The 21555-nt window shown below is 48.4% G+C and carries 29 protein-coding genes; all 29 read right to left on the bottom strand.

What is annotated here, in order from left to right; translation table 11 throughout:
• Window positions 1-19: 19 nt before the first annotated feature.
• Window positions 20-520 (bottom strand): hypothetical protein, encoded by a 501-nt coding sequence (locus JI735_RS19315; RefSeq protein ID WP_202676316.1) that lies wholly within the window; start codon window positions 518-520, stop codon window positions 20-22.
• A gap of 12 nt (window positions 521-532) precedes the next feature.
• Window positions 533-808 (bottom strand): hypothetical protein, encoded by a 276-nt coding sequence (locus tag JI735_RS19310; RefSeq protein ID WP_202676315.1) that lies wholly within the window; start codon window positions 806-808, stop codon window positions 533-535.
• Window positions 805-1122: a hypothetical protein gene (locus tag JI735_RS19305; RefSeq protein ID WP_202676314.1), complete on the bottom strand. Its 318-nt coding sequence runs from the start codon at window positions 1120-1122 to the stop codon at window positions 805-807. Before JI735_RS19305 ends, JI735_RS19310 begins: the two co-directional genes overlap by 4 nt.
• A gap of 99 nt (window positions 1123-1221) precedes the next feature.
• Window positions 1222-2322, bottom strand: a complete 1101-nt coding sequence (locus JI735_RS19300) for a WxL protein peptidoglycan domain-containing protein (protein WP_039834686.1) — start codon at window positions 2320-2322, stop codon at window positions 1222-1224.
• Between the two features lie 18 nt (window positions 2323-2340).
• Entirely contained in the window at window positions 2341-2973 is a 633-nt protein-coding gene (locus tag JI735_RS19295; RefSeq protein ID WP_039834685.1) for a hypothetical protein, read from the bottom strand.
• Window positions 2970-3671: a CpaB family protein gene (locus JI735_RS19290; protein WP_157771334.1), complete on the bottom strand. Its 702-nt coding sequence runs from the start codon at window positions 3669-3671 to the stop codon at window positions 2970-2972. The genes JI735_RS19295 and JI735_RS19290 overlap by 4 nt, the downstream gene beginning before the upstream one ends.
• Window positions 3672-3684: 13 nt before the next feature.
• Window positions 3685-4110, bottom strand: coding sequence for a hypothetical protein (locus tag JI735_RS19285; protein ID WP_039834683.1), 426 nt, complete (start codon window positions 4108-4110; stop codon window positions 3685-3687).
• A gap of 10 nt (window positions 4111-4120) precedes the next feature.
• A complete protein-coding gene (locus JI735_RS19280; protein WP_039834682.1) occupies window positions 4121-4540 on the bottom strand; it encodes a DUF4320 family protein in 420 nt (139 codons plus the stop codon).
• Between the two features lie 59 nt (window positions 4541-4599).
• A complete protein-coding gene (locus JI735_RS19275; RefSeq protein WP_039834681.1) occupies window positions 4600-4857 on the bottom strand; it encodes a hypothetical protein in 258 nt (85 codons plus the stop codon).
• 29 nt (window positions 4858-4886) lie between these two features.
• Window positions 4887-5294, bottom strand: coding sequence for a hypothetical protein (locus tag JI735_RS19270; protein ID WP_202676312.1), 408 nt, complete (start codon window positions 5292-5294; stop codon window positions 4887-4889).
• A 71-nt stretch (window positions 5295-5365) separates the two neighbouring features.
• Window positions 5366-5776, bottom strand: coding sequence for a hypothetical protein (locus JI735_RS19265; RefSeq protein ID WP_202676311.1), 411 nt, complete (start codon window positions 5774-5776; stop codon window positions 5366-5368).
• Between the two features lie 15 nt (window positions 5777-5791).
• On the bottom strand, window positions 5792-6661 hold the full coding sequence (locus JI735_RS19260; RefSeq protein WP_039834679.1) for a type II secretion system F family protein: 870 nt from the start codon (window positions 6659-6661) through the stop codon (window positions 5792-5794).
• A 12-nt stretch (window positions 6662-6673) separates the two neighbouring features.
• On the bottom strand, window positions 6674-8035 hold the full coding sequence (locus tag JI735_RS19255) for an ATPase, T2SS/T4P/T4SS family (RefSeq protein ID WP_039834678.1): 1362 nt from the start codon (window positions 8033-8035) through the stop codon (window positions 6674-6676).
• Window positions 8032-8742: a hypothetical protein gene (locus JI735_RS19250; RefSeq protein WP_202676310.1), complete on the bottom strand. Its 711-nt coding sequence runs from the start codon at window positions 8740-8742 to the stop codon at window positions 8032-8034. The genes JI735_RS19255 and JI735_RS19250 overlap by 4 nt, the downstream gene beginning before the upstream one ends.
• Before the next feature lie 18 nt (window positions 8743-8760).
• Window positions 8761-10020: a hypothetical protein gene (locus JI735_RS19245; protein ID WP_202676309.1), complete on the bottom strand. Its 1260-nt coding sequence runs from the start codon at window positions 10018-10020 to the stop codon at window positions 8761-8763.
• Entirely contained in the window at window positions 9998-10444 is a 447-nt protein-coding gene (locus JI735_RS19240; RefSeq protein WP_039834674.1) for a hypothetical protein, read from the bottom strand. Before JI735_RS19240 ends, JI735_RS19245 begins: the two co-directional genes overlap by 23 nt.
• A 15-nt stretch (window positions 10445-10459) precedes the next feature.
• The gene (locus JI735_RS19235; protein WP_202676308.1) at window positions 10460-12187 is read right to left on the bottom strand and encodes a M23 family metallopeptidase; all 1728 of its coding nucleotides are present in this window, start codon (window positions 12185-12187) and stop codon (window positions 10460-10462) included.
• Between the two features lie 12 nt (window positions 12188-12199).
• A complete protein-coding gene (locus JI735_RS19230; RefSeq protein ID WP_202676307.1) occupies window positions 12200-12880 on the bottom strand; it encodes a hypothetical protein in 681 nt (226 codons plus the stop codon).
• Window positions 12850-14211 (bottom strand): TrbL/VirB6 family protein, encoded by a 1362-nt coding sequence (locus JI735_RS19225; protein ID WP_202676306.1) that lies wholly within the window; start codon window positions 14209-14211, stop codon window positions 12850-12852. The genes JI735_RS19230 and JI735_RS19225 overlap by 31 nt, the downstream gene beginning before the upstream one ends.
• On the bottom strand, window positions 14208-16169 hold the full coding sequence (locus JI735_RS19220; protein ID WP_039834665.1) for a VirB4 family type IV secretion system protein: 1962 nt from the start codon (window positions 16167-16169) through the stop codon (window positions 14208-14210). The genes JI735_RS19225 and JI735_RS19220 overlap by 4 nt, the downstream gene beginning before the upstream one ends.
• A complete protein-coding gene (locus JI735_RS19215; RefSeq protein ID WP_202676305.1) occupies window positions 16162-16854 on the bottom strand; it encodes a TraC-like domain-containing protein in 693 nt (230 codons plus the stop codon). Before JI735_RS19215 ends, JI735_RS19220 begins: the two co-directional genes overlap by 8 nt.
• A 95-nt stretch (window positions 16855-16949) precedes the next feature.
• Complete coding sequence (locus tag JI735_RS19210; RefSeq protein WP_039834663.1) at window positions 16950-17300, bottom strand: hypothetical protein; 351 nt, start codon at window positions 17298-17300, stop codon at window positions 16950-16952.
• A gap of 18 nt (window positions 17301-17318) precedes the next feature.
• Window positions 17319-17717, bottom strand: a complete 399-nt coding sequence (locus JI735_RS19205; RefSeq protein WP_039834662.1) for a hypothetical protein — start codon at window positions 17715-17717, stop codon at window positions 17319-17321.
• Between the two features lie 166 nt (window positions 17718-17883).
• Complete coding sequence (locus JI735_RS19200; protein ID WP_051051692.1) at window positions 17884-18348, bottom strand: metal-dependent hydrolase; 465 nt, start codon at window positions 18346-18348, stop codon at window positions 17884-17886.
• Window positions 18345-18899 (bottom strand): HD-GYP domain-containing protein, encoded by a 555-nt coding sequence (locus JI735_RS19195; RefSeq protein ID WP_051051691.1) that lies wholly within the window; start codon window positions 18897-18899, stop codon window positions 18345-18347. Before JI735_RS19195 ends, JI735_RS19200 begins: the two co-directional genes overlap by 4 nt.
• A complete protein-coding gene (locus JI735_RS19190; RefSeq protein WP_039834661.1) occupies window positions 18896-19576 on the bottom strand; it encodes a hypothetical protein in 681 nt (226 codons plus the stop codon). The genes JI735_RS19195 and JI735_RS19190 overlap by 4 nt, the downstream gene beginning before the upstream one ends.
• A gap of 24 nt (window positions 19577-19600) precedes the next feature.
• The gene (locus JI735_RS19185; protein WP_039834660.1) at window positions 19601-19876 is read right to left on the bottom strand and encodes a stage V sporulation protein S; all 276 of its coding nucleotides are present in this window, start codon (window positions 19874-19876) and stop codon (window positions 19601-19603) included.
• Window positions 19877-20427: 551 nt separating this feature from the next.
• Window positions 20428-21054, bottom strand: coding sequence for a hypothetical protein (locus JI735_RS19180; RefSeq protein ID WP_039834659.1), 627 nt, complete (start codon window positions 21052-21054; stop codon window positions 20428-20430).
• The gene (locus JI735_RS19175; protein WP_039834658.1) at window positions 21029-21472 is read right to left on the bottom strand and encodes a hypothetical protein; all 444 of its coding nucleotides are present in this window, start codon (window positions 21470-21472) and stop codon (window positions 21029-21031) included. Before JI735_RS19175 ends, JI735_RS19180 begins: the two co-directional genes overlap by 26 nt.
• Between the last annotated feature and the right edge of the window lie 83 nt (window positions 21473-21555).

The following is a 21555-nucleotide window of genomic DNA, read 5'->3' as shown; positions in this document are numbered from 1 at the left end:
TCGACAGCACCACCAATAGCTAACTGTCCTTTTGCTCCTGCCCCCAAGCCCAAACAGTTCCATCGCTCTTGAGTGCAAAATAACTAAATTTTGCAATATCTGAGTATTCGTTGTTTGTTAATACTTCAAAATCGACAACATCATCCAGTTTTTCGACTGCACTTTCTCCGGCTTTTTGAGTGTACAGTTTACCCGATTGTAAATATACGCTACCGATTTTAGTGCTACCATAACTATCGTAATAATTATAGTATTTTTCTGATGGACCAGGAGAAACATCCACCGTGTCAAAGCCTCGTCTTTGTAATACTTTATAGCCGTTATCCAAGCTGAAAATATTTAATTCCCTGGATTTCTCGTCAAAGGCTCCTACTTTTGAAATATGGGTGTACGCTGCTCCCTCAACGGTTTGCGTACTCCCAGAAATAACAAGTCCAGGGATGAGCAATGTAAAGGCGAGTGCTAAAGTCCCCCATCTGCGCAGTTTTTTTGGGGGATTATCTTTTGGTTTAGTGATCATATCATTTCCTCCTTATAGTCCTGCAGTAGCGGTGTAGGTGAATGTTGAGGTATATGTTCCCTGCAACAAACCGACCGTCTTGCCATTGCTGCCCTGGATCAGCTTCGGCACCGCCAGCGTATAGTTCACGCCGATCCGGTGCGTACCGGCACCCTCGGAAGGAACTACGCCGACAATTCGCTCATCCTCAGAGCTGAGTACCTTCCCCGTTGCCAGTTCACCATTTCCAGAAGCAAAGTCGATAGTCGTTCCGACCAACGCACCTTTGTACGAAGCCGTGAACGTCACCGCCGAAGCTGGAATGACAAATTCAACTGCTGCACCACCAATCGTCCGCGACAGCTTAAAATCCGTTGCTCGCAGCGTGATGCCCCACCCGGCTGCCGTACCCGCGCATCCATGACATACAGGTCATTTGTGGCTTGTGTAGTCTGCGTGTTCTTCACGCTTAAGGTCACGTCTGAAAACCGGGGCTGGGTCTGGGTCATTTGTAATCCAGAACCCGTCACCGTCACCTCCGACTCATCCGTCTCTGCGTGTACTGCTGACAATGGAAGCAGCAGCATGATGGATGTACATAAAGCTAACCATACTTTTTTCATTCTTCATTCCTCCTGATATGGTCTGTGTCAGGTAGCATTTGCCTGACCTTGATAAATACCGCCTCACCTCCTCAACCTATACAAAAAAGCGCAGACCCCTTAAGAGGAGCCTGCGCCTGATTGTTCAACCGGTATAGGGTTTGTGCTGTCATCCTGCGACTGAGCTTCTTTCTTCTTACGCTTGGACAATGCAAGCGAAAGCCATACGGCTAAGATCAATATCAAAATAAACAGGAAGAAGACCAAAATAATGATCCAGCTATGTTGCCATAACCAGTCTTCAAATGTCTGTTTGACCTCAATCTTGCCGGAATCTATAAGTGCCTGCTTGGACTGCTGTGAATTCTCTCTTGTCACCGTGAAGTTAAACGTACGGTTAATCGTCTTACCGGAAAATGTTGCTTCGTAATAGACGGAATACGTATCCGGCAGCAACAGCTTCTCATTAACGACATAGACCATGTTTGCTGTTGTTCCAGCATAGATGGAATCAGCGGCATAATCGCTCTGGTACATGACCTGATTTTTACTATCTCGGACGATAATCTTTCCTTTAGGCTTTTCAAGAATCGTGCCGCTGTTGGACAAATCAATCGTCAATCGTGAGTTTCCAGCAGGAATGTAGTCATGCCGGAATGCGTCGATACTCATCGTATGCTTGGACTGCTTCGGTTTGTACTCTAATACGATTTGAACTCCAGCGCGGTTTACCACATCAATCGCAACACTTGCTTGCTGGGACAGGGATTTGGCAGGGCTGGCCGGGATACGTTCCTCCGCAGCTACAACCCCAACATACTGACCTGGAGTAAGCGACTTCGGAACCTTTACCCTGAAGCTGAATTGTCGTTCTTCTTTGGGAGCAAGGGTCACGTTTTGTACCTTCTGTGGCGATAGCCAAGAGCCAACCAGTGTCTGCGGCTGTTCTTTTTCGCCAAAGCTCCTTCCGCCGTTTTGGGCTGGCCTAGCATCAGCGGGATACACGGTGAGTGGTAGCGGCTCATTTTTCAAATTACGAAGATAGAAGGTATATTCCCTTACCTGTCCGGGCTGTACCGTGTCCTTATAATAGCCCCGACCTTCTTCAACCGCTTTAATCGGTGAGATCGTAAAAGAGCTATCCGCACTGGCGATGCCCGCCAGCCCAAAACAACTCATACATAACATAAATAACAGCGCTCCAACCTTTCTTATTTCCATACAAAACCTCATTTCTATCTATAATCCTGCAACCAGCGTACTGACCAGGCTTGCCCGATACTCCCCAGATAGAAGCCCGATTTGCTGCCCAGCCTTAAGATCACTTCCACCCTCTACGGACACAATCTGAACTGATGGAGGAAGGGCGACCTTCAAAAGCAAATCTGCCTCAAATCGTCCTTTTCCTTCCCCTTCTTCGGCCTGAAGTACCGTTTGGCTATCGCCAGAAGCAAACGTTCCAGCGTAGCCAACAGGCAGGGTATGCGCATCCTCTGAAGCCACATTTTGAACCAAAAAAGAAACGGAAGCAGCCATAATCTCCGCTCGCACTATCTCTTTGCCTCTTTGCTGCTTGATTGTAAAATTGCTGAGTTGGGCGGTATACTGCCATCCCGCTGTATGTTCCTGATTTATTTCAAGCTGAAATCGCATGGTGAGTTCTTGTGGTTGTTGCAGATCCAGCGATACCGATGACGCGGACAACAATGACACTGCCAATTTCGACTCATACACATTTCTATACACATTAGAAATGACATCGCCTGATTTAAAATAGGCCGTTTCTGTGACTGTCTGAGCTTCCACACCAGTAATCGGCTGTAGGCTACTCAACAAAAGACACATCAGCCCTAGAGCCCCCCAACGCTTCATTGCTCGTTACCTTGCGTACCGGTCGGCACCAGATACACCTTGCCTTCCTCTTGATACTTAATCAACGCAGCAGCGACTAACGGATTATCCGTTTCAATAATCGCAATCGCCGGAATCGGATTCTGGTTTTCTTCACTTTTCGGCTCATACCCATTTTGGTTCTGGCGGTCTTTGACCAATAGATTTTTCAGCAATGGGTCTGTTTCCGGTGTAATCAGTTTCGATGTCTGCTCACCCCGCTCATTTCCAACCTTGATATATACGAACGCATCCACCTTCACACCGGGCTTAATATAGTCCCCTGCGCTGCGTACTTGGTCAGTTGTAACCCCGACAAACATACTTCCCTTTTTCAATGCAGCGCTGGCTCCATACTTGCTTTCCTCTGCTTTTACCAGCATAGATTTAGCTATCGGTGTATTTTGCGGTATCCCCACCTCGTTTGCTACCCAGTTCTGTTCCTCCAGTTCCTTAGCGTCTGTGATGGCATCCGCTGGAGATTCACTTTTCACCACATTCCGAAACGTCCATTTCACCGGATGATTCGGCTTTACGTTCTCGCTGGCTACCGCAACGTATATCATTTCGGTGCGGTTTGAGACATTCCGGTTCTGAACAAAGACACCCGCTCCGGCAAGCAATATTGAACAAAACAAAATAACCAAGCGACGCGTCGTTTGGTTCCATAATCGTTTCAAATGCTTCACTCCCTCAAATAAATTCGGATAAGTAAGGTGTATGCTTTTTGACCGTCAACGGCCATACCGATAACCCGAGCCACTTCCCGGCAATCAGATCGATACGTGTATCAAACTGTGCTTCAATGCGTGGTATCTCACCGCTGTACTTCAAGTACACGTCAAGGGTACTTCCATGCAACAAGTCGTTCGCCATCTCCGAATTCAAATTCAAATTTTGGATTAACGACACACGCAAGGCTTCTCTGGCCGCATCTACATCGACCTTCAGACCTCCCCGTTGGTTATCTATCTCTTTCGTACCGGCGACAATCGCTGCATCCAGTGCCTGCTCTATACTTTTTTCAACTTTCAGGTACGTACCGTAGGTTACAACGACATCCCGGAACAAAAGCAGGGCAAAAGAGGATAACAAAATAAGAGCGATATTCCGTAGCATTTTATCCCTCCTAACGTAAATACGTATGTGCCAGCCCGCTTGTATGGACTTTGATCGGTATCGTGATTTCTTGACCCAATGGCTTTAGCCCGATGAACCTATAATTCATGCTGACATTCAGCTCAATCGTGGCTCCACGCTGAACTAACTTGGGGGTCGCCTCAACCGAAATTGCAGCGGGATTCAGCCCTTGGCTGAGAGCCAGATAATCAAACTGGCTGCGATTCGTGGCATCATAACCATTCTCAGACTTGATAATCTCCATTAACTCATTAGCAGCAATGGTCAGCTTCTGCTTTTGGGTCATATACCCGTACACATCAACCGCGCAATAGAGCATGATGGAGGCGATCAATAAAAAGAATAAAATGGCAATCGCATGTCCTTCCCCTCGGTTGTTACTCAGAACAGAGCGCATTTTTCGAAGCATGGCTCTCCTCCTCTCTGGTAGAAAAGGGCGGGGATGGGGTTCCCGCCCTAACGTTCCAATTAAGAGAGACCATCAATTTTGCCTGTAATGTTGGCAAACAGTTTAGGCAACCAGCCCTTGATAAGCCCCCAAATTAGGACAATACCCAGTACTGCAACCAGCGCATAGCCGAGGATTTCGATGATGGTTGCCCCCTCTTGGTTGCGAATCGGCATAAGCGCCTTGACCGTCAGTTCAGTCAGCTTATCTTGTGCTTTTTCCTTGAAACGACGAACCCGTACTCCAACTTTTTCTTTACCCATTGTCCATGTTTGCATAAATAACATCCTCCTATGTTTTAGAAAATTTAAATGGATTGCATTTCCGACATCACTGCTACAAAAGCCATAATCACCGCAATAAACGCATGTACAGCCACTAACACGTACAGCCCCTTCACCTTTTGGGGTTGATTCCGGGTCACCTCCTTTAAGGACACCAAGCGGAGTTGTCTCAACTCGTCCTTGATGCTCTCAAAGTAAGATTTGGCTTCTTCATATCCGGCATTGTTACCAATCTTGACGGCCGCAGCGAATTCCCGCATCACCGGTACACCCGTTTCCTTGGCGAAAAGATCCATTGCTTCACCCACGCTCATAATGCGTAAATTGGCATTCAGACGGGAAAGCATTTTTCGTGTACGCGGCCCGCTCGTTTCCTCCAATCGCTGAATCGTCGTGATAAATGACTTCCCGGTTTCCAGAGCAATCATCATCTTAGAAATGAGCTGCGGCAAGTCTTTCGTGATCTCTGTCTGGCGGCGTTTATACGCTTTGGGGATTTCGTTCAGTTGAGCTGCAAAAAAAGAACGATTCCCGCAGGAATCGCAACTAAAAGCGCAGGCGCACCCAAGATAAACGGTAATACCGCAAGAGGAAGCGCGCCAATGACAGACTTGACCAAAATGCCCGCAACTTCCATCTCAAACGAATGTTCCTTGTCCAGCGCCATATACATCCGGCGCAGCTTGCCAATCATCCCCCAACCCAGCTTTTGCTCCAACCGAGGTAAGCGATCCGCCATTGCCAACGTTATCGGATCAAACTGCATCCGCTGGCGTTCGGCTGCGCTTTTGGATAGTAGAAGCGCTTGAGTCGCATACCGTTTTTCACGGACAAATCCGGGTAATAGCACATGCAGCAGCCCTACAGTCAACATCAAAACTCCGACAAACAAAATGCCATTTGCAACAAGCAATACGCATCCCTCCCCTTAAAGTTCATCTAAATTGAGTGATAAAAAATCGTCCCCTTTGCCAACCGCAAATAGAGAGGCGGTAGCAAAAGAGACGATGAATATCTGACCATACCATGTATCCAGAAACAAATTCCCGTTGTTACTACTCAGTGAGGATAAGAGGATCGGCATCATCCAGCTCATTGCAACGATAATGACCAACTGTCTCCGTTTGCTTTTTGCTTCAATCTCCAATTCTTTGACCTGGGCAATGTCCTCACTGATTTGCTCCACCGTTTCTTTCAGGCTATCGAGAGAGCGGCGATGAAAACCTTCCATTTGAGCCATCAGAAGCTTAACCCCAAAGTCCTCCAGCTTACGGATACGAATTTCGGCATACAGTTCTTCCAGTACACGTTGCAAGGGCAAGCCGATTCGCAGCTTATCACAAGCGACCTGAAACATGGACTTCGTGCTACCTTCCATATCCGGCAAAGCAGATTCTAGTGCCTTCTGCACATGACCGAAATCCCCCATCTTACTGATCCACAACCGAAGATTGGACGGCAGTTCAAACAAAAGTTGCGTCCGTTTATTCCGCTTTACTTTAAGGATGATATATCTTGGTAGTGTAAAACAAAGAGCCAAGCCCAATGCAATAAAAAAGTAGTTACCTGTAAATAGTGCGATGAGCGCGATGAGCGCTCCGGCCAATCCGATTATCCATAAAAATTCCTTGCTGGACAGATTCCAACCTGCACCCTCGGCTTCCTTTCGGAGTGTTTCATACCCAAACGCCTTGGATAATGAAAAGGATTTAGGTTTATCTCTCGATTTCGGCAAGAGCAAGTGAAGCGTTAATAAGGCCACGCCTGCATACCAGAACACCATGTACCCACTTGTCATTCCCATGCCCCCTTACTCACACCAGCGGGAAATAACTTCTACCGGTGCGCCTTCTGTAATGAGTTTATTTTTCAATTTTCGAAGCTTCCCTACCTGTTGAAATTGCTTTACATTCGGATCAAACGTAAAGATGGTATTGATCAGCGGCTCTTCCGTTCCTTCAAAACCAAGTATTTCTGCGATTTCAAAAACAACGCGTATCCCTTTTCGTTTTCCTGATTCAGTCTCATACTCGTAATATTTTTGAAACAAGACCAAATTAAAAGCCATAGCAATTTGTGAAGCTACCGTGCGATTGTTCCCGGCCAATTGCAGGAAACGGACTAAAGCTTCCTTCGCTCCGTCTGCGTGAGTGGTCAGATGTACAATGTGTCCCGTGTTAGCGGCGACAAGAGCTTGTTGTGCCGCATGTTCATCCCGCATTTCACCAATCAATATGACATCTGGATTTTGCCGCAAGCTCGTTTTGACCAGCTTCGGAATGGTATACGCTTTGCGTTCATCGTCATGCTCTTTCACAATAACAGAGGCAATATTCGGATAGTCCTGATAAGTCGTTTTCCCTTTCAGCATCATTTCCTCCGAGTCCTCAATGCAGAAGAAACGGATAAGACGGTCATAGTAGGATGGAAACCGAATAAGCTGCGTGGTTTTCCCGCTATTGGTTCCGCCTGCAATGATCGTTTTCACGCCATAAGGCAGGATGTCAGCCAGAAACCGAGAAATGTCCACCGAAATGTTACCATAAGCAATACACTCCTCATCCGAATACACGTCTGGCGGAAACTTTCGGATGGATACAACAGGGCTACCGGTACTGACCCCGCCCCTTGTCACATCCATAATGACGTTAATCCGAAAGCCACGATAATTGGCATCAATGATCGGCTCGTTAGCCGTTAGTGTCTTGCCAATAGGCATAAGCATTTTATCAATCGTCCGGTAGATGTGGTCATTATCCTGAAAACGTATCTCCGTCATATGTACAGGGAATCCGTCTTGTTCAACAATCACTTCACCGGGGCCATTAATCTCAATGCTGCTGATGCTTGGATCATCTAGCGCCGGTTGCAGCACACCCATTTCCGTGATTTCGGTCTGCACAATGCTTATGACTTCTTCCATCGGCATACTGAACTGAAGGCCGCGCTGCTCCTTGATGTAATCTGAGATATGATACTTAATGCGGTTCCGAGCCGTTTCATCGACAAATGCTTTTACAAAGTCGTCATTGTGCTGGTCAACGAGATACCGCTGTGTTTGTTCCAGCACTGAACGCAAGCTCGCTTCGTCACTGCGGGTACGAGAGGTCGATTGTAGCACCACGCGCGGTTTGTATTGCACATACTCCACAGGATTAATGATACCGATCATACGCTCACCCTCCCCAACTTCAGCAGCTCTGCGGGCTGAGCGATTAGATTGAAATCCTTCTTGCTCTGTTCTCGGATGATAGAATGACGGGACTCGCTGAACATCAGGAGTTGGTCCGCACTGAAGCCGTAGTCTTCCTTCATTAGCGTATACGCGCCCACCGTTCGAATCCATTCGATGGCTTCCTGCGCTGCCAGTACCACCTTATCGGCTGCACGAAGCGCAAAAAAGGTCATGGGATGAATAAGCTGGCCTTGCAGCACAAAGAACACCCAATCATAGCCGCTGAGTTGGGCTTTCAAGTAAGCTGGCAATTCCAACAGGGTTTGTTCCTGTTGCAGCTTTAGTAGCACCGGAGAATCCGGCTTGCTACGAGGCTGAATGAGCAAACAATCCGCGCCTTCGTGCGGGAATAGATACGAATGAAAGGGTTGAAGCATCCCCCGGTCATAGTCAATTAGCAGTTGGTCAATGGTTTGTACTGAAGCGACTTCTTCCAATCCAAAACGATAGGCAATACGAGGAACACCCAAGCAAGGAAACTCCACTATCGCTACACTCTCTTCGGCTTTACGCAGCAGCGGCAGTAGCGCCTCTAGCAACTCTGTGCTGTCGCCTCCAGCCGGATTCCAAAGTGCCATGACTGTAGCTGACCGCTGCGTTCCAGGCTGTGTATATTCTGCTTTTTTAAACATCTTTTGAAGCAAATCGTTCCCCTCCTTTTTCTACAGTGTTTTTGCAAAGCGTCTCTTTTTCGGCGCTTTTGCAGGCATCAGCGGTGCAACCCAATCGGATTTCCCCTCAAATGGATTGGGGGCATACGGAACATTCATGACCGGAACACCGAAAGGCTCCAGCAGTTCCTTTGTTTCCTTGAACATATCCGGGTCGGCATAATTGACAAGCACATACCCCCGGATGTTCGTTAACAAGGACACGGTTTGGTTTTTCAAGGCATCCCTTACATCCCACGGAGCTGCGGAAAGCACGGCCAATTGGAGATCGCAACGCAGCCACTCTGACATTGCAGGACTGGCTCGCTCCTCTACCGCACTGCCAAGATCCAGCACAATGAGGTCAAAAGGTAAGGCCAACAGAGCAGGAATCCGTTCTGGCGACACATTCGGGTATAATGTGATTCCCTCTTGTTCTGTGAAGGGGTATGCAAGGCTGGCGAAATCAGATGATTTGTCCGGCAGTTGGCATTCGATAGCCGCTACCTTCATCCCCTCTTTGGCAAAAGCAGAAGCGAGCGCAAGCACCGTATGTGTGGTACCGCTGCGCGGTTTCAATCCGATTACACCCACAGCCATCGCCCGCTTAGGAAAGTCAAACCGTAAGCTGGCTGCAGGAGGTTGCTCTGCTTCAAGCGCCTCTGTCAGCTCCTGCAGCTCCTCGTCACCTTGGTGCTCTGCTTCTTCCAACTTCTTTAGCGCTGCTTCCGTCCGCCTGTTGCGAGCATCTTCCCTCTTCTGAGCCATCCAGTTTCCTAACCGCTGGACATGGTGCTTAAAGCTGTCCTTGGACTCCGGTTTCTGCTGAAATTGAACTTCAGTGCCCGGGGTTGGTGGAGCAGGGCGTTTAACACCCTGCTCTCCAAACTCCGGTACGTCCGCCAATGTCTTCTTGGAATATAGCCAATGTTCAATATCTGCCAATTGGAACTGTTCTGTCATATACACGTCGTAAATGCCGAGCATTCCCAACTCTTTGACCCACTGCGTATCAACGGAAGATAGAATGACAATCAAGCGCAGATCAGGCGCGGCGACTCGAATCCCCTTGAGGAGCTTCACACTCTCTGAGCGATTCACGCCTAGCGCCCCGTCCACTAGCGCGGTATCGGCTTCAATACTCCCCGCCTCCACTGCAATTTGAAATTGTTCCAACGTTACATCCGTTCCGCTGACAACATATTCACGCTCCAGCAAAGCCTCTTTCAATGCTGGAAGAAGGGAAGCTTCAAAGACCAGATGAAGTTTCACTTGCGTTTCCCCCTTTACCAAACAACCACTTTAAAACGGACAAAAGGAAATCTGTAATTTGCGGCCAATAATTGAGGATCAGGTATCCCAAAAAAGCAAGTGCCAGGAAAACAAAAGCAGCGGACAGCAGACGGCGGAAAAACAGCCCCCCGATCAATAACAGCCCAAAGACAACAAGCGCTAGGATAATATAGAGTTTGCTGCCACCGACCACAACAACCTGGAGTTCCGTTGCTTTCTGCTCCATTTGCTTGCCTAGCTTATCCGGGTTAAAGTCCTCACTTTGCTGCTGGATCTGCTCAGAGAGCTTCGGTGTACTTGATGCCGTACCGGTCGCACTGGCAGCAGCGGCAACCAGCGGCTGGGCCATCGTGAGCATTAGCAGCAGGGCAATTAGCGTTGTCACTGAACGATAAACATTCATTTGTTCCCTCCTCACTTAAAAGTTAGAAAATTGCTGATAAATGCTGGAGACATTTCGCCACCAATTCGGATCAGCGGCATAATACCCATTTGGATTATTGCGGCTGGAAAGCCACTCAATGGCATCCACAGTGGACGGCTTCTCCTTCGACAGCTTCACTATCGTTTTGGCCGCGATGCGGGCCGCTTCACCAGTCGTTAGCATAGAGCCGCGCCCCACCTTCCAGCTTCCGAAGACATTCCACGGATTGCGGATAATTTTTTCCGCGCTGGGATTCGAGCGTGGAACAAAACTCTGCTCGGCTCCAGTAATGGCGATGAGCAAGTACGGGTCTATGTTTTGACTTTTCGCCGCTTGGTCAATCAGCCTAAGCACATCAGCATTAGCCAACGCGGAGTCTCGGTCATTCAGCCATTGAATAAGAACTGATATATTTAGCGCCCGGTAAGTCAAAATGGAAGATGCAGATTCGCTGTAACCGAAATAGAGCAATGGATTAACAGGAGTGCCACTAAGCCGCACTTCGAAATGCAAATGTGGCCCAGTGGAGCTACCGCTATTGCCTGACTCAGCAACCTGCTCTCTGGCCGTCACCACTTGTCCGTTCAAAACATCTACCCGATTCAGGTGGTAATACCGCGTTTCCAGACCGTTGTCATGCTTGATGATAACGGCTTGCCCGGCTGTACCCATCGCTCCGGCGAAAATGACCGTTCCTTCACGCGCAGCAAAAACAGGCGTACCCGTAGGCACACCGATGTCAATTCCATTATGCATTTTTTTCACACCAGTAATGGGATGAATCCGCACCCCAAACGTAGAGGTAATGTCCCTCCCCTCAGTCGGCCATATAAGCTGCCCGTTCACCGGTGTCCAGTCTGTCATGGGATTGTCACTGCCGTCATCGTTGGATAGAAACGACAGCCAATATTCCAGCAAAAAATCCTGGTCACTTGCTCGGGTAACTCCATGCTGCTTCAGGATATGTCGCAGGGGTTTCCAGTTATCCTCCACGGTTTCCACACGCTCCAGCCGCGGCTCAACAACCTTGGTCGAGAGCGGTCCGGTTGCGGAAGGCGTGGTGCTTGTGCTGACCTCATTTTTATACGAATAGTCATAAGTTCCGTAAATCGTTTCGGCCCGTTCTAGCAACTTCACTGGAACGGATGTTTGAATCGTCCTCACCTCATAGCTGGGCGGTCCAGTCATCGGGGAGTTTGGATTTCCTTCCACCTCGACCACCACTTGTTGGGTCGTGACCTTTTCTTTTGTCACCCACGTAAACCGGGGCCGAACTTCTTTAAAGGTTTGCTCCGGGTGCAACGTCAGTTCTTTCGTTTTTGTCCCACCATAGGTTTCCAAGAAAGACGGATCATTTAGTGCTCGGTCTACCGCCGCCAGCCACTCCCAATTGAATGCATATGGCTCGACCTGAAGCTGCTGATCGGCTGTAAGTCCTTCCTTCCATCTTTCGGCGAGCGCTTGGTACTGCTCAAAAATGTCGTCCTGCTGCTTTTCAGATGTACCATAAAACCAACTGGCAACCCGATCTGTGGTATTGTCCCAGGTATCGGCAATCGCCTGTTTAGGCATTTCAAAGATTAGCACATATGCTAAAAACATCAGAAGCAAAATGCCCAGAAGGGGTAGCGTAACGGGTGCAGTTTTAACCAGTATAAATTTAAGCAGCTTTTTCCCGAGCTTTTTACCAAGACGTTTAGCCATTTGCCATGCCTGCTCCATACGACCCTCCGTTCACAAGTCATAGTTGTAATGTCTACCGCTGGGAGTAGATCGGGGCTGTTCTGATTGACCTTCGCCTGTGTCTTGACGGATGTCGGTATTCGGAGAGATGTGTTCCGCTTGTACATGGCCGCCCGTGATTTTCACACCTGCTTCAGATGTGTTTCCATCTACCCGGATTGAATTTGCTTTTACATCTCCACCCGAGGAGCCGTTATTGGTACCGGATTGGTTATTTGAAACGGAAATGCTATTCGATCTAACTTTGCCACCATTGATCATGATTCCGCTATTTACAACACCCCCGGAACTAGCAGGCTTTGTCCCCGTCTTTGGTGATGACTGGCCCGCTCCGCTGCTAGATGAACCAACTCCAGTTACTCTGCCAACAGTTCCCGTTGAACTTGTCGCTCCCGGTACAGGATTTGAGGACTGCTGAACATCGGATCGACTTCCTCTGTTTGCTTCCCACTGCAACAACTCAACAGGTGGTGTACCCCTGTCCCCTCCGATTTCCTCAGACCTTGTTTCTTCTGGACCATCTATTGCTGATGCAGCCTTATTACTTTGAAACCCACCTACTGCTTTATTTCCTAGCCACATCCCCCCTTTTACAAGTCCTTCGGCTCCTTTACCTAGCGCTCCCCCTGCCTTAGCACCAATCAGCGCACCGTAAGCGGGATTGCCAGCCATAAGTCCAATGGAGGTTCCGGCAACGGCTCCGGCTGCTCTGCTCCCATAATGAAGGGCATACCCTGCCGCTTTGCCTCCCATTTGTCCGGCACTCTGTTTCCAGTTACGCTGCTTGGGCTGACTGATCGCAGGTACGGGGGCCAAGTTTCCTGAGCTTCCCTCTGCCGAAGCTGTACTCCCCCCTCCAGCATTTCTTGAGCTTCATTTCCTCCGCTCTTGGATGACTTTTTCCCCTTTCCACCATTAGGTTTAAACATTCGCCCAAGGGCCATCATCGTACCAAAACCCATCATTTTGCCTATAGAAGCCTTACCGCTGTCTTCAGCACCAAGCAGGCGGTAGACGAGCGCTTGAATGGAAGAAAAGCCAAATAAGTAGGCGACGATCACCCAATTGGATACATCGTCGCTGCCATAATAAAGCAGCAAGAAAAAAAGCCCCAGTGCCAGTGCATGAGCACAGGGCAAGAGCATTTGCGAAATAAATTCGTTCCACCACATTTGCAAGGATTGCCTATACTTTGGAAAGATCGTCAGTATGGCTGAAATCACGAAGGTGGATACTAACACCATGAGGTTAATTATGCGCATTGTGTACTGATAATTGAGCAACGCCGCCATGATTGCTGCTAGCAGAACCAGTAGGGCCACCACGAATCCGCGATACTTGACCATATCATCGTATCCCGTCCCGCTGCCCCAAATCATGTTTAAAAACAAATCCGGTTTTATACCGTGATCCAGCATCGTAGCCCAGATCAGGCTCGTAAACTTCTGAGTGACATAAGCCACGAAGCTCCAGAGATAATAACCGAAACGGATGGACAGTAAACCGACCAAAAAGGCCAACATATAGTCCTTTGCCTTTGAACGTCCGTCTGCACTCATTCCTTGGAACAGCAGCAGACCTGCAATCAGCATGACGGCCAGAATGAAGGGAAACGGCATAAAGCGCTCAAAGCTACTGTATAGCGCGTCAATGGCGTTCATCATACCTTCGGTAAAAACACCTAGATATAGCCCGTCTCTCACATCCGAAGAATTGTCAGCACTGGGGTCTATGCCGAATACCAGAACGACTACATCCTTTGCTCCAAAGAACTTCAGAAGAAAATTGGAAACCGAAATAATCGGCTCTGCTATCGTCCGTTCCATTAGGCCGGGCTTGTGTTCGTCATCCTCATAATACTTTTGCATCTGCTTCCCAATCACACCCTGATTCCCTTGATTGCTTGGGCTGGGTGTTGAACCAGCAGCAAAAACAGGCGATACCTGGACAACCAGAAGGAGAGAAAGCAGGAGAACAAAAGCAAAGCGCGTCACCTTGCTCATCCCACAGCCGCCTCTCGCATTCGCCGCTTTCGTTCCTGATACGCCGGGTCATTCGGATCACTGGTAAACATCATGTTTTCCAGCGGCGAAGCATCGACATGGACTATTGTGGATTGATTATCTACTTTTACCACCAGATCACCTTTGCGGGCCTGATAGACCAGATAGTCCGCCTCACCCTCCGTCAACGCCAGTTTTCCGCGTACCGCATCAATATCGAGCGTTTCCTGGATACCAATCAGTTTGACTGGACTATTTTTGATTGCAGCCATACCTGCTTGAGAGCGCGTGTATACTTCAAGCCCTTGTGTGACAGATACGACACCGGTATTGGTTGCACGACCTTCCCGATAAGCACTCTCCGCCCAAATCGCGCCAAAGTCTTCATCCAAAAAGATGTTCTGTGATTCTTCGATCACCAACTGCTTTTGGATCTCCGGGAACTTTTTGGCCCAGCATTCCATCATCCAGCGTTCGGCAACAAATAAGCCGATGGGTCGCATAATTTCCGGGTCCAGCCGATTAATCGCAAATCCGAACACAGGTGCATGCTTCAGTTCCACAGTAGATGGCTCATCAAAGATCGCATAAGAAGGCATATTTCCGAGACGAGTAAACGGCTTTAACATGTCGGCGGCTTTTCGAACCGCCTCTTGACTGCTTGCCGCCATACGCTGGTATAACCCAACCAGTTCCGGCATAACCTTCCGCTGTCTACCAACCCGAAATTGTCCTTGCTCTCCCTGCGTAGGCGTGTCTTCAAACAGACTTTCAACCTCATGGCTAATACCAGCTTCCTGATACTGCTCCCGTATAGCATGACCGATGAATACCTTCACTTCTCCGGTCAGTGCAGTTCTGTCATAAACAGATATCATCTTAAACGCCAGCGCCTGAACAGAGTTAGAAGCTTCCTCAAGGTCAATGTAGCGATACCCATCTGCTAGTTCTGTAATGTCCACATCATAAGGATTAATCCGATGCTTGGACTTTTCATGCAGCTCCATTGATGGGCAGCCAATCATACTCAAGAAATCCCCATACTCGCCCTTCCAGTCGATGATGCCTACCCTCCTGCCAATATGCGCCGAACGGTGAATAACCAACATCACCGCATACGTCTTGCCCGCGCCAGACCGACCAATAATACACATATGATAATTAGTCAACTCCGGGTGCCAGTTATCAAGCCACACCGGACGACCCAAACGGTCTTTACCGATAATAATGCCGCTGCGGTGGCTGAGTCCACCACCGATGAATGGGAATAAATCAGCTACGTTAGAGCTTTCGAGCGACAAGAAATGCTCTTTCATAATCTCCGGGGAACAAGTCGGCAACACAGATTTCAAGGCCGCGAGCTGCTGACCATCCGCCGCACGGAGGAAGATTGACTTCCCGGCAAAGCGCTGGACCAGCAAGCGGCATAGCTGCATGACGGACTTCCATTCGGTAGAACTGGCAATAACCTGAATACAAACCCGGAAGCTTTTCTCAATGTTCAATCGAATCCGCTTTTGTCTGTCTTTTAAATCAGCGATTTCATCCCGCATGGAATCAATCTTACGAACGTCTTTTTCCTCGACTAAATCGGAATAGAGTCCAGCAATACGGCGACCAATCTCATTTAGCTCCCTATCGTTGCTGGATGGCATGATATGAATCGCTACATCCACATCCCCGTTGCCATACTCACCAATGAGCAAGGAATCCAGCATTCCTGACCACGTATTGCCTGAAGCTATTTCAGCAAAGAATGAGCGGTAGAACCGGGAGGGGATCATCGTTCCTCCCACTTCCACAGCGTAATCGGTTGCTTTGGTCCCACTCCCGACAACTTGACCAGGAATCACTTCATTCATGATCGACGGCGCAGCAAAATCTACGCCTTGCGCCTTGCCTTCGTAAGATGCGGGCTGCACCACTTCTTTCGGTGTCGATCTCCTATGCTTAAACATGCTCTGTCGCGCCTCCTTTCCATTTGGCGTTTAACGAGCGTTTTTCTGGCTGGAATGCACCTGCTTCAATAGCATCCATCATCCGTGCATGAGGCGATAAATCGCGCTGCAACGTCTGATAGGTGTAATTCCATACTCCCGCCTTATCCAGCCGCTGATATTGCATATTGGCCTGTTCACAGAAGCTGAAGATCATTTCAGCGGCTTCCTCCAGCATCTGCTCGGCCAAATCCGCTTTTTCAGCAGCCGTCATGCGGTCCTTGGCAGGAACAGCCCGGCCAAGCCAACCATCTACCGTTCCATTCCCGGTCTTCAGGCCTGGTTGAGCGGTGGACGATGCGCTGTACCGAAGAATGACATACCCTTTGTAGTGGCGGATTCGCCCTTCTTCCGTGGACTGCTCCAAATAGTCCGCAACCTCACTGCCGCTCTGCTTGAGCTTTTCCGGCAAGTTCAGCTTATCTGGCTGATCGCGGTAATATGAAGTGTAGTCCCTCATTTCAAAGAGTTGGGACTGCATGACCAGTGTGTATGGAATGCCTATCGTGTTCACGAGCGCCAAAAAGTTCAGCCATACCGCTCTGTTCTCTTCCCTTGAGGCATTTTCGAGATTGGCAGGCTGAACTTCAAGCACCATTTCAAACGAATCTCCATTCTGCACAAGACCGTCCATGCTGACATCCACATCCTTAAAAAGCAGTTCTTGTATACTGCTTGTCTTTCGTCTTGACCGTAACCACCAAACAGCGACGAACAGTAGCAACAGGAATATCAAACCCTTCATCGCTTCCCCTCATCCCAAACTGGTGTCCGGTACTTTCGGTAATAATAACATCGCTGACGGAACCGCAGGGCAATCAGAAGACGGTAATACCGCCAAATCGGCAGGCCCGTCTTCGGATGTTTTGCATAACACAAATACAGACAGAGCGCAAAAGGAATCAATTGATGCAACCGCGAGTACAGCCAGTCATGGCCGATAGGAGGTACAAGCTGGGCAAAGCGATATGATAAAAAAGCCCCCGCCGCCCACCACAATGTCTGATCCAGGCTTAACGCTACGCCAAAGATTCGCAGAAAGGTTTCCTTAATCTTGCTCTGGTACGGAACCGGATGATATTGTCCCCACATGTTCTCACCTCACATAAGTTACAGCTTACCTAGATCAATACCAAGAAAATTGAAAATCATCCCTAGAATAGATTCTGTCCAGAATGAGAGAATGAGAAAGACCACAAAGAACATAATTCGGCCTTTCGTCTCCCTGAGTGAATCTGGTGAAAAGCCTGCTCTAAAATAGCAAATGCCCAGCCAAATGCCAAACACCACCGTCAGCGTCACAAAAATTTTGCGTGCCGACGATATGACCTTTTGAGTAGAATCATCCACTTGTTTTTCCAGCCCGGACACATTGTCTTTCCCTTGGCTGCTCACAATCTTGTCCTTAATCGAATCAGCGTGTGCACTCTGTAGGGTCAAGCTTAGACCCAGTATGGCAAACAACACCAGTGACAGCATGATTCCACTGCGCTTTAACCTCAACCTCACGATATGGCCCCCTCCTTTCTCTTCTGTACCACGCCTGTTCGTTTATCGCGCCGATATTGACTGACGACCCAAACGACAGCGTGTTTTTGACTAATCCAGCCAGCAAACAATGGCTTCACCTCCTTCCAACTTTATAAAAAAAGCGCCTGCAGCTAGAGTGCAGACGCTACGCGTGTAGCATATTCAAAAAAAGCAGATATCCGCCAGTAGCCACCCATGCACCCCAGCAGGCAATCGCTGCAACCTCGATGGCAATGGGGGGAATGCCGAATAGTGGAACACCGAATTTAATGGGTATCGGCCATAGCAAGGCTACGTAGCCAGTAAATAAGTCCAGCAGAAGATGAGAGCCATACCCAACCGCAAATGCCACTGCCCAGCTAGGAGACATCGCATGGAGAATAAACCATAGCCCTGCTCCCAGTAGCAGGGAGTGGGTCACCGTTCGTTTGCCTGGAACCTTCTCTAATATGCTGGGCAGCAGCGGAATAAACCGGCCCAACAAGCTGTTTGGACGGTCAATATCCGGCAGCAGACTGGCGACAACAACAATAGCAAGTGGGGCTGGGGAATGGATGCCCAGCACTGCCGCTGCTGTTATACCGCCGATAATATGCGAAACGCCATTCATAATCCAGCCACCGTCTGCTGTTGCCAAATCATGGCGATGAAGAGATTAGCAAGCGCCGGATCGAAATGGCTTCCCTTATGCTGGGCGATGTACTCAAGCGTGTCTTCTACGCTCCATGCGTTCTTATAGCTTCGTTCCGAAGTCAGTGCATCGAAGACATCGCACAATGCGACAATACGGCCACATAACGGAATTTGTTCCCCTTTTAATCCCCTTGGATATCCACTACCGTCCCAGTGCTCATGATGGGTAGCTACGATGATTCTCGCAACGTCCATCATCGGATTCATCTGGTAAACAGACAGGATAGACAAGCCATATTCGACATGTCGCTGCATACGCAGCCGTTCTTCGGCGGTCAATGGCCGATTGGCCTTAAGCAACGATTCGGGAATCGAAATTTTACCAATATCGTGATACACGGCGGCTTCACCGATTAATGCCGCCTCACCAGCGCTTAACCCCGCCTGCACTGCAAGCGCTTCGGCTAATTGACCGACTTGTTTGGCATGGACAGCATCCAACAAGTCCAATACATTTTTAAAAATCAAGGGGTTTCCTCCTTCAATATGTGATTCAGTTCCTCACGAAGCCACTTGGCGGCCTCGCTTCCGGTATCCAACACCTTCTGAACTGTTGTTAGCACCTGTCTGGCTTGCTTTTGCTCCTGATCGCATTCTGGTTTGGCAAGATGACTGACCCCTTCCTGCTCCAAAATCGTTTTGCGCAGTTCGCGTGTGCTCATTGCCTCGTCACTCGCTTTAACCAGCATCTTAGCCGGTTGGTGTGCGTGACTTGCGACTCGGTGATGATACCAACTTAGGGAAGTGTTACGTGATTCCGGTGTTGGAAAGGTACGAAATACATGCACCAGCTCCCGGATTTGAGCCGGGCTAATACCAATTTGTGAAGACAAATACTTTTGTCTTGCCCCTGCGGAGAGCATAGCATCAAGCAGTTGACCTTTGACAAAGCGAGTTTCCTGTTCTTGCTCGTCCACCTGAATGTATGCTTGCAGTAAGTCCTCCACCTTGGGCTGTGGGACGGGCTGCGCTGCCGGTTGCTGAAAGGGCAGCTTAAGTACAGACGCGATGTCTTCCGGCGTTACGCCTTCGCATCGCTCACCCGTTACCGGGTCTACATATTCGCAACGATGCTCGGAATCCTCTCTAATCTGCCTAATCGTCTGTGGGCTGTGGATGCGCTCTGGCTTGGTCAATGTTTCCATTGGACTTTGCTCCTTTCACCTTGGCTACAGTGCTGCTTCGAGCGGAAGCGTCCCCACATGCAAGGCTAAACCTGTAACTGACTCACCATCCAGTTGATGTTTGACAAAAGAGGGCGTGCAGACGAGACGAACTTCTTGCGCAGTCATCAAGCTACCAGCAACCGCAACCGCCTTGAGCGCCTGATTCACAGCTTTCGCGCCGATGGGCTGGAGTTCTGCTTGTCCCTCCTGGCGCATCGACCATACGATTGCGCCTGCCAATTGGTTCACTCTGGATTTAGCCGATACTTTAAACAACATGTGATCTTCCTCCTTTTTTGTGGTATAGGCGGGCTACTGTATTTCTGCAAACTGAAAATTAAAAAGCCCCCAACCCGTAATCCAGGTCAGAGACTTCGCAAAACGTCAGCGCACGCGCATACCTTTTGTAATTTGGGGGCTGGGGGCGGCAGGGATTATCTGAAGCGCTCGATGTGCCACGCTTCCGCTCTACCGACAACGTAACAGAACACCGTCCATCGCTTCTCCCCACTCCCCACCAGCCCCAAGGGTTTCAATCATTAAAAAAAGAACAGGTATAGATGCGCCTGTTCTTTTTCTATGGAGTTGGGGGATGTCTTTATTATGCTGCGCGTTCTAGACTCAAGTTGATTAATCTTTGTCTTCCGATCTACAACTCCGTGTTCGCAATATATAGAGTTAGAATATATAAACTGCCAAATCTCAAAAACCTTTGTTGTATAAGGCTTTTTCGACCTTTGGGGTAGGAAAATTTCTGCCTACATGTAGGAAAATTTTTGCCTACCCCCTTTCGAGACTACTCCCTGTTCAGCTCTAAAGGCAAAAAAAAATTAGCGCTTCCTCCTGAAGCGCTTCTCCCGTTCTACCAGCCTTGCATACTCATCATTTAGCCTAAAATCCAGCTTCCACGGTAATAAAACTTTACTCTTTTCCATCCGATCAAAACTGGCGACTTGTCTCGCCGCCATCATATTGATTTTATTCCGATCACCGGAATAGGACACTTCTGGATTCACATAGAGTGGACGTTCGCTCACCACTCTACCGTAATTCTTAATCTGAGATGGATCTACAAGTTCGTAAAGAATCCCTTTATGAATCAAATGGTGAATCAGTCCTCGGGTACTCCGCAGCTCCCGCTTGAGTAAGGCGGCGATATCCGTAATGCTGCAATAGCGATCCAGTGAAGGATGGATAATGAGATTCGTCCCAAGTTCGACTAAAACGAGCAAATCCACAAAGAGCGCTTTTTCTGCATTCGTCAAATACTCCTGCTGAATGATACACCAAAAATTTTCATTGATGAGCGGTGAAAATCTGGCCCTGTTCTTTTCATTTCTGCGGATATACATAAATCCTTTTTCATTGGCCTTTTGTTCTTCCGCATTCATAATTTCAGGATGGAGTTCTTCTCGTTGTTTCGCTCTGTACTCAGCCTCTTGTAGTCTCTTCCTCATGTAAATGTCTCCATTTTCCGTAGCGTTTCCCAGCAACCAATGAGATAGGAAAAAAGATACCTCTATCTTCAAGGTATCGTCGCATTATTACTGCTTTTTCAACAACCTTCAGTGGTACTCGGTCCGGGTGGGCAACAATCATAATTTCTGGATGTACACTCCAGCCCTTTTCAGTTTGGAGCAGAATCCCTTTTTCTATTAAAGACTTGATTAGCCCTCTTACACTACGTTCCGAACGCTTGATCTTTTGGGCAATGCCTTCTATAGTAGATTTCTTTAAATCATTCTCTTCATCCATCAGAATTGAAATATCCATTAAAAATGCTATCTGGGCTGATGTTAAGTATGAATGTTTAGTTATGAAAATAATGTTATCCGATACGTTGTATACTACTTCGATCTCTTCAGTTTCGTTCATTTTTACCTCCCTATAAGCCTTTACTATACCCAACATAAATACATTCACTCAGTAAAACAGAAAAAAGTGTAATATTGACGGTT

The sequence above is a fragment of the Paenibacillus sonchi genome, from assembly GCF_016772475.1.
GTDB classification, from domain to species: Bacteria; Bacillota; Bacilli; order Paenibacillales; family Paenibacillaceae; genus Paenibacillus_AQ; species Paenibacillus_AQ sonchi.
Note: the sequence above shows the minus strand (reverse complement) of the source record. Positions and strands in the feature narration are given on the sequence as shown.

Excerpts from the sequence above, each read along its gene's own strand:
- JI735_RS19315 (WP_202676316.1), bottom strand. The coding sequence starts at position 520 with ATGATCACTAAACCAAAAGATAATCCCCCAAAAAAACTGCGCAGATGG.
- JI735_RS19305 (WP_202676314.1), bottom strand. The coding sequence starts at position 1,122 with ATGAAAAAAGTATGGTTAGCTTTATGTACATCCATCATGCTGCTGCTT.
- JI735_RS19300 (WP_039834686.1), bottom strand. The coding sequence starts at position 2,322 with ATGGAAATAAGAAAGGTTGGAGCGCTGTTATTTATGTTATGTATGAGT.
- JI735_RS19295 (WP_039834685.1), bottom strand. The coding sequence starts at position 2,973 with ATGAAGCGTTGGGGGGCTCTAGGGCTGATGTGTCTTTTGTTGAGTAGC.
- JI735_RS19285 (WP_039834683.1), bottom strand. The coding sequence starts at position 4,110 with ATGCTACGGAATATCGCTCTTATTTTGTTATCCTCTTTTGCCCTGCTT.
- JI735_RS19280 (WP_039834682.1), bottom strand. The coding sequence starts at position 4,540 with ATGCTTCGAAAAATGCGCTCTGTTCTGAGTAACAACCGAGGGGAAGGA.
- JI735_RS19275 (WP_039834681.1), bottom strand. The coding sequence starts at position 4,857 with ATGCAAACATGGACAATGGGTAAAGAAAAAGTTGGAGTACGGGTTCGT.
- JI735_RS19270 (WP_202676312.1), bottom strand. The coding sequence starts at position 5,294 with ATGATGATTGCTCTGGAAACCGGGAAGTCATTTATCACGACGATTCAG.
- JI735_RS19260 (WP_039834679.1), bottom strand. The coding sequence starts at position 6,661 with ATGACAAGTGGGTACATGGTGTTCTGGTATGCAGGCGTGGCCTTATTA.
- JI735_RS19255 (WP_039834678.1), bottom strand. The coding sequence starts at position 8,035 with ATGATCGGTATCATTAATCCTGTGGAGTATGTGCAATACAAACCGCGC.
- JI735_RS19240 (WP_039834674.1), bottom strand. The coding sequence starts at position 10,444 with ATGAATGTTTATCGTTCAGTGACAACGCTAATTGCCCTGCTGCTAATG.
- JI735_RS19235 (WP_202676308.1), bottom strand. The coding sequence starts at position 12,187 with ATGGAGCAGGCATGGCAAATGGCTAAACGTCTTGGTAAAAAGCTCGGG.
- JI735_RS19230 (WP_202676307.1), bottom strand. The coding sequence starts at position 12,880 with ATGGCTGGCAATCCCGCTTACGGTGCGCTGATTGGTGCTAAGGCAGGG.
- JI735_RS19225 (WP_202676306.1), bottom strand. The coding sequence starts at position 14,211 with ATGAGCAAGGTGACGCGCTTTGCTTTTGTTCTCCTGCTTTCTCTCCTT.
- JI735_RS19220 (WP_039834665.1), bottom strand. The coding sequence starts at position 16,169 with ATGTTTAAGCATAGGAGATCGACACCGAAAGAAGTGGTGCAGCCCGCA.
- JI735_RS19210 (WP_039834663.1), bottom strand. The coding sequence starts at position 17,300 with ATGTGGGGACAATATCATCCGGTTCCGTACCAGAGCAAGATTAAGGAA.
- JI735_RS19200 (WP_051051692.1), bottom strand. The coding sequence starts at position 18,348 with ATGAATGGCGTTTCGCATATTATCGGCGGTATAACAGCAGCGGCAGTG.
- JI735_RS19190 (WP_039834661.1), bottom strand. The coding sequence starts at position 19,576 with ATGGAAACATTGACCAAGCCAGAGCGCATCCACAGCCCACAGACGATT.
- JI735_RS19185 (WP_039834660.1), bottom strand. The coding sequence starts at position 19,876 with ATGTTGTTTAAAGTATCGGCTAAATCCAGAGTGAACCAATTGGCAGGC.
- JI735_RS19180 (WP_039834659.1), bottom strand. The coding sequence starts at position 21,054 with ATGAGGAAGAGACTACAAGAGGCTGAGTACAGAGCGAAACAACGAGAA.
- JI735_RS19175 (WP_039834658.1), bottom strand. The coding sequence starts at position 21,472 with ATGAACGAAACTGAAGAGATCGAAGTAGTATACAACGTATCGGATAAC.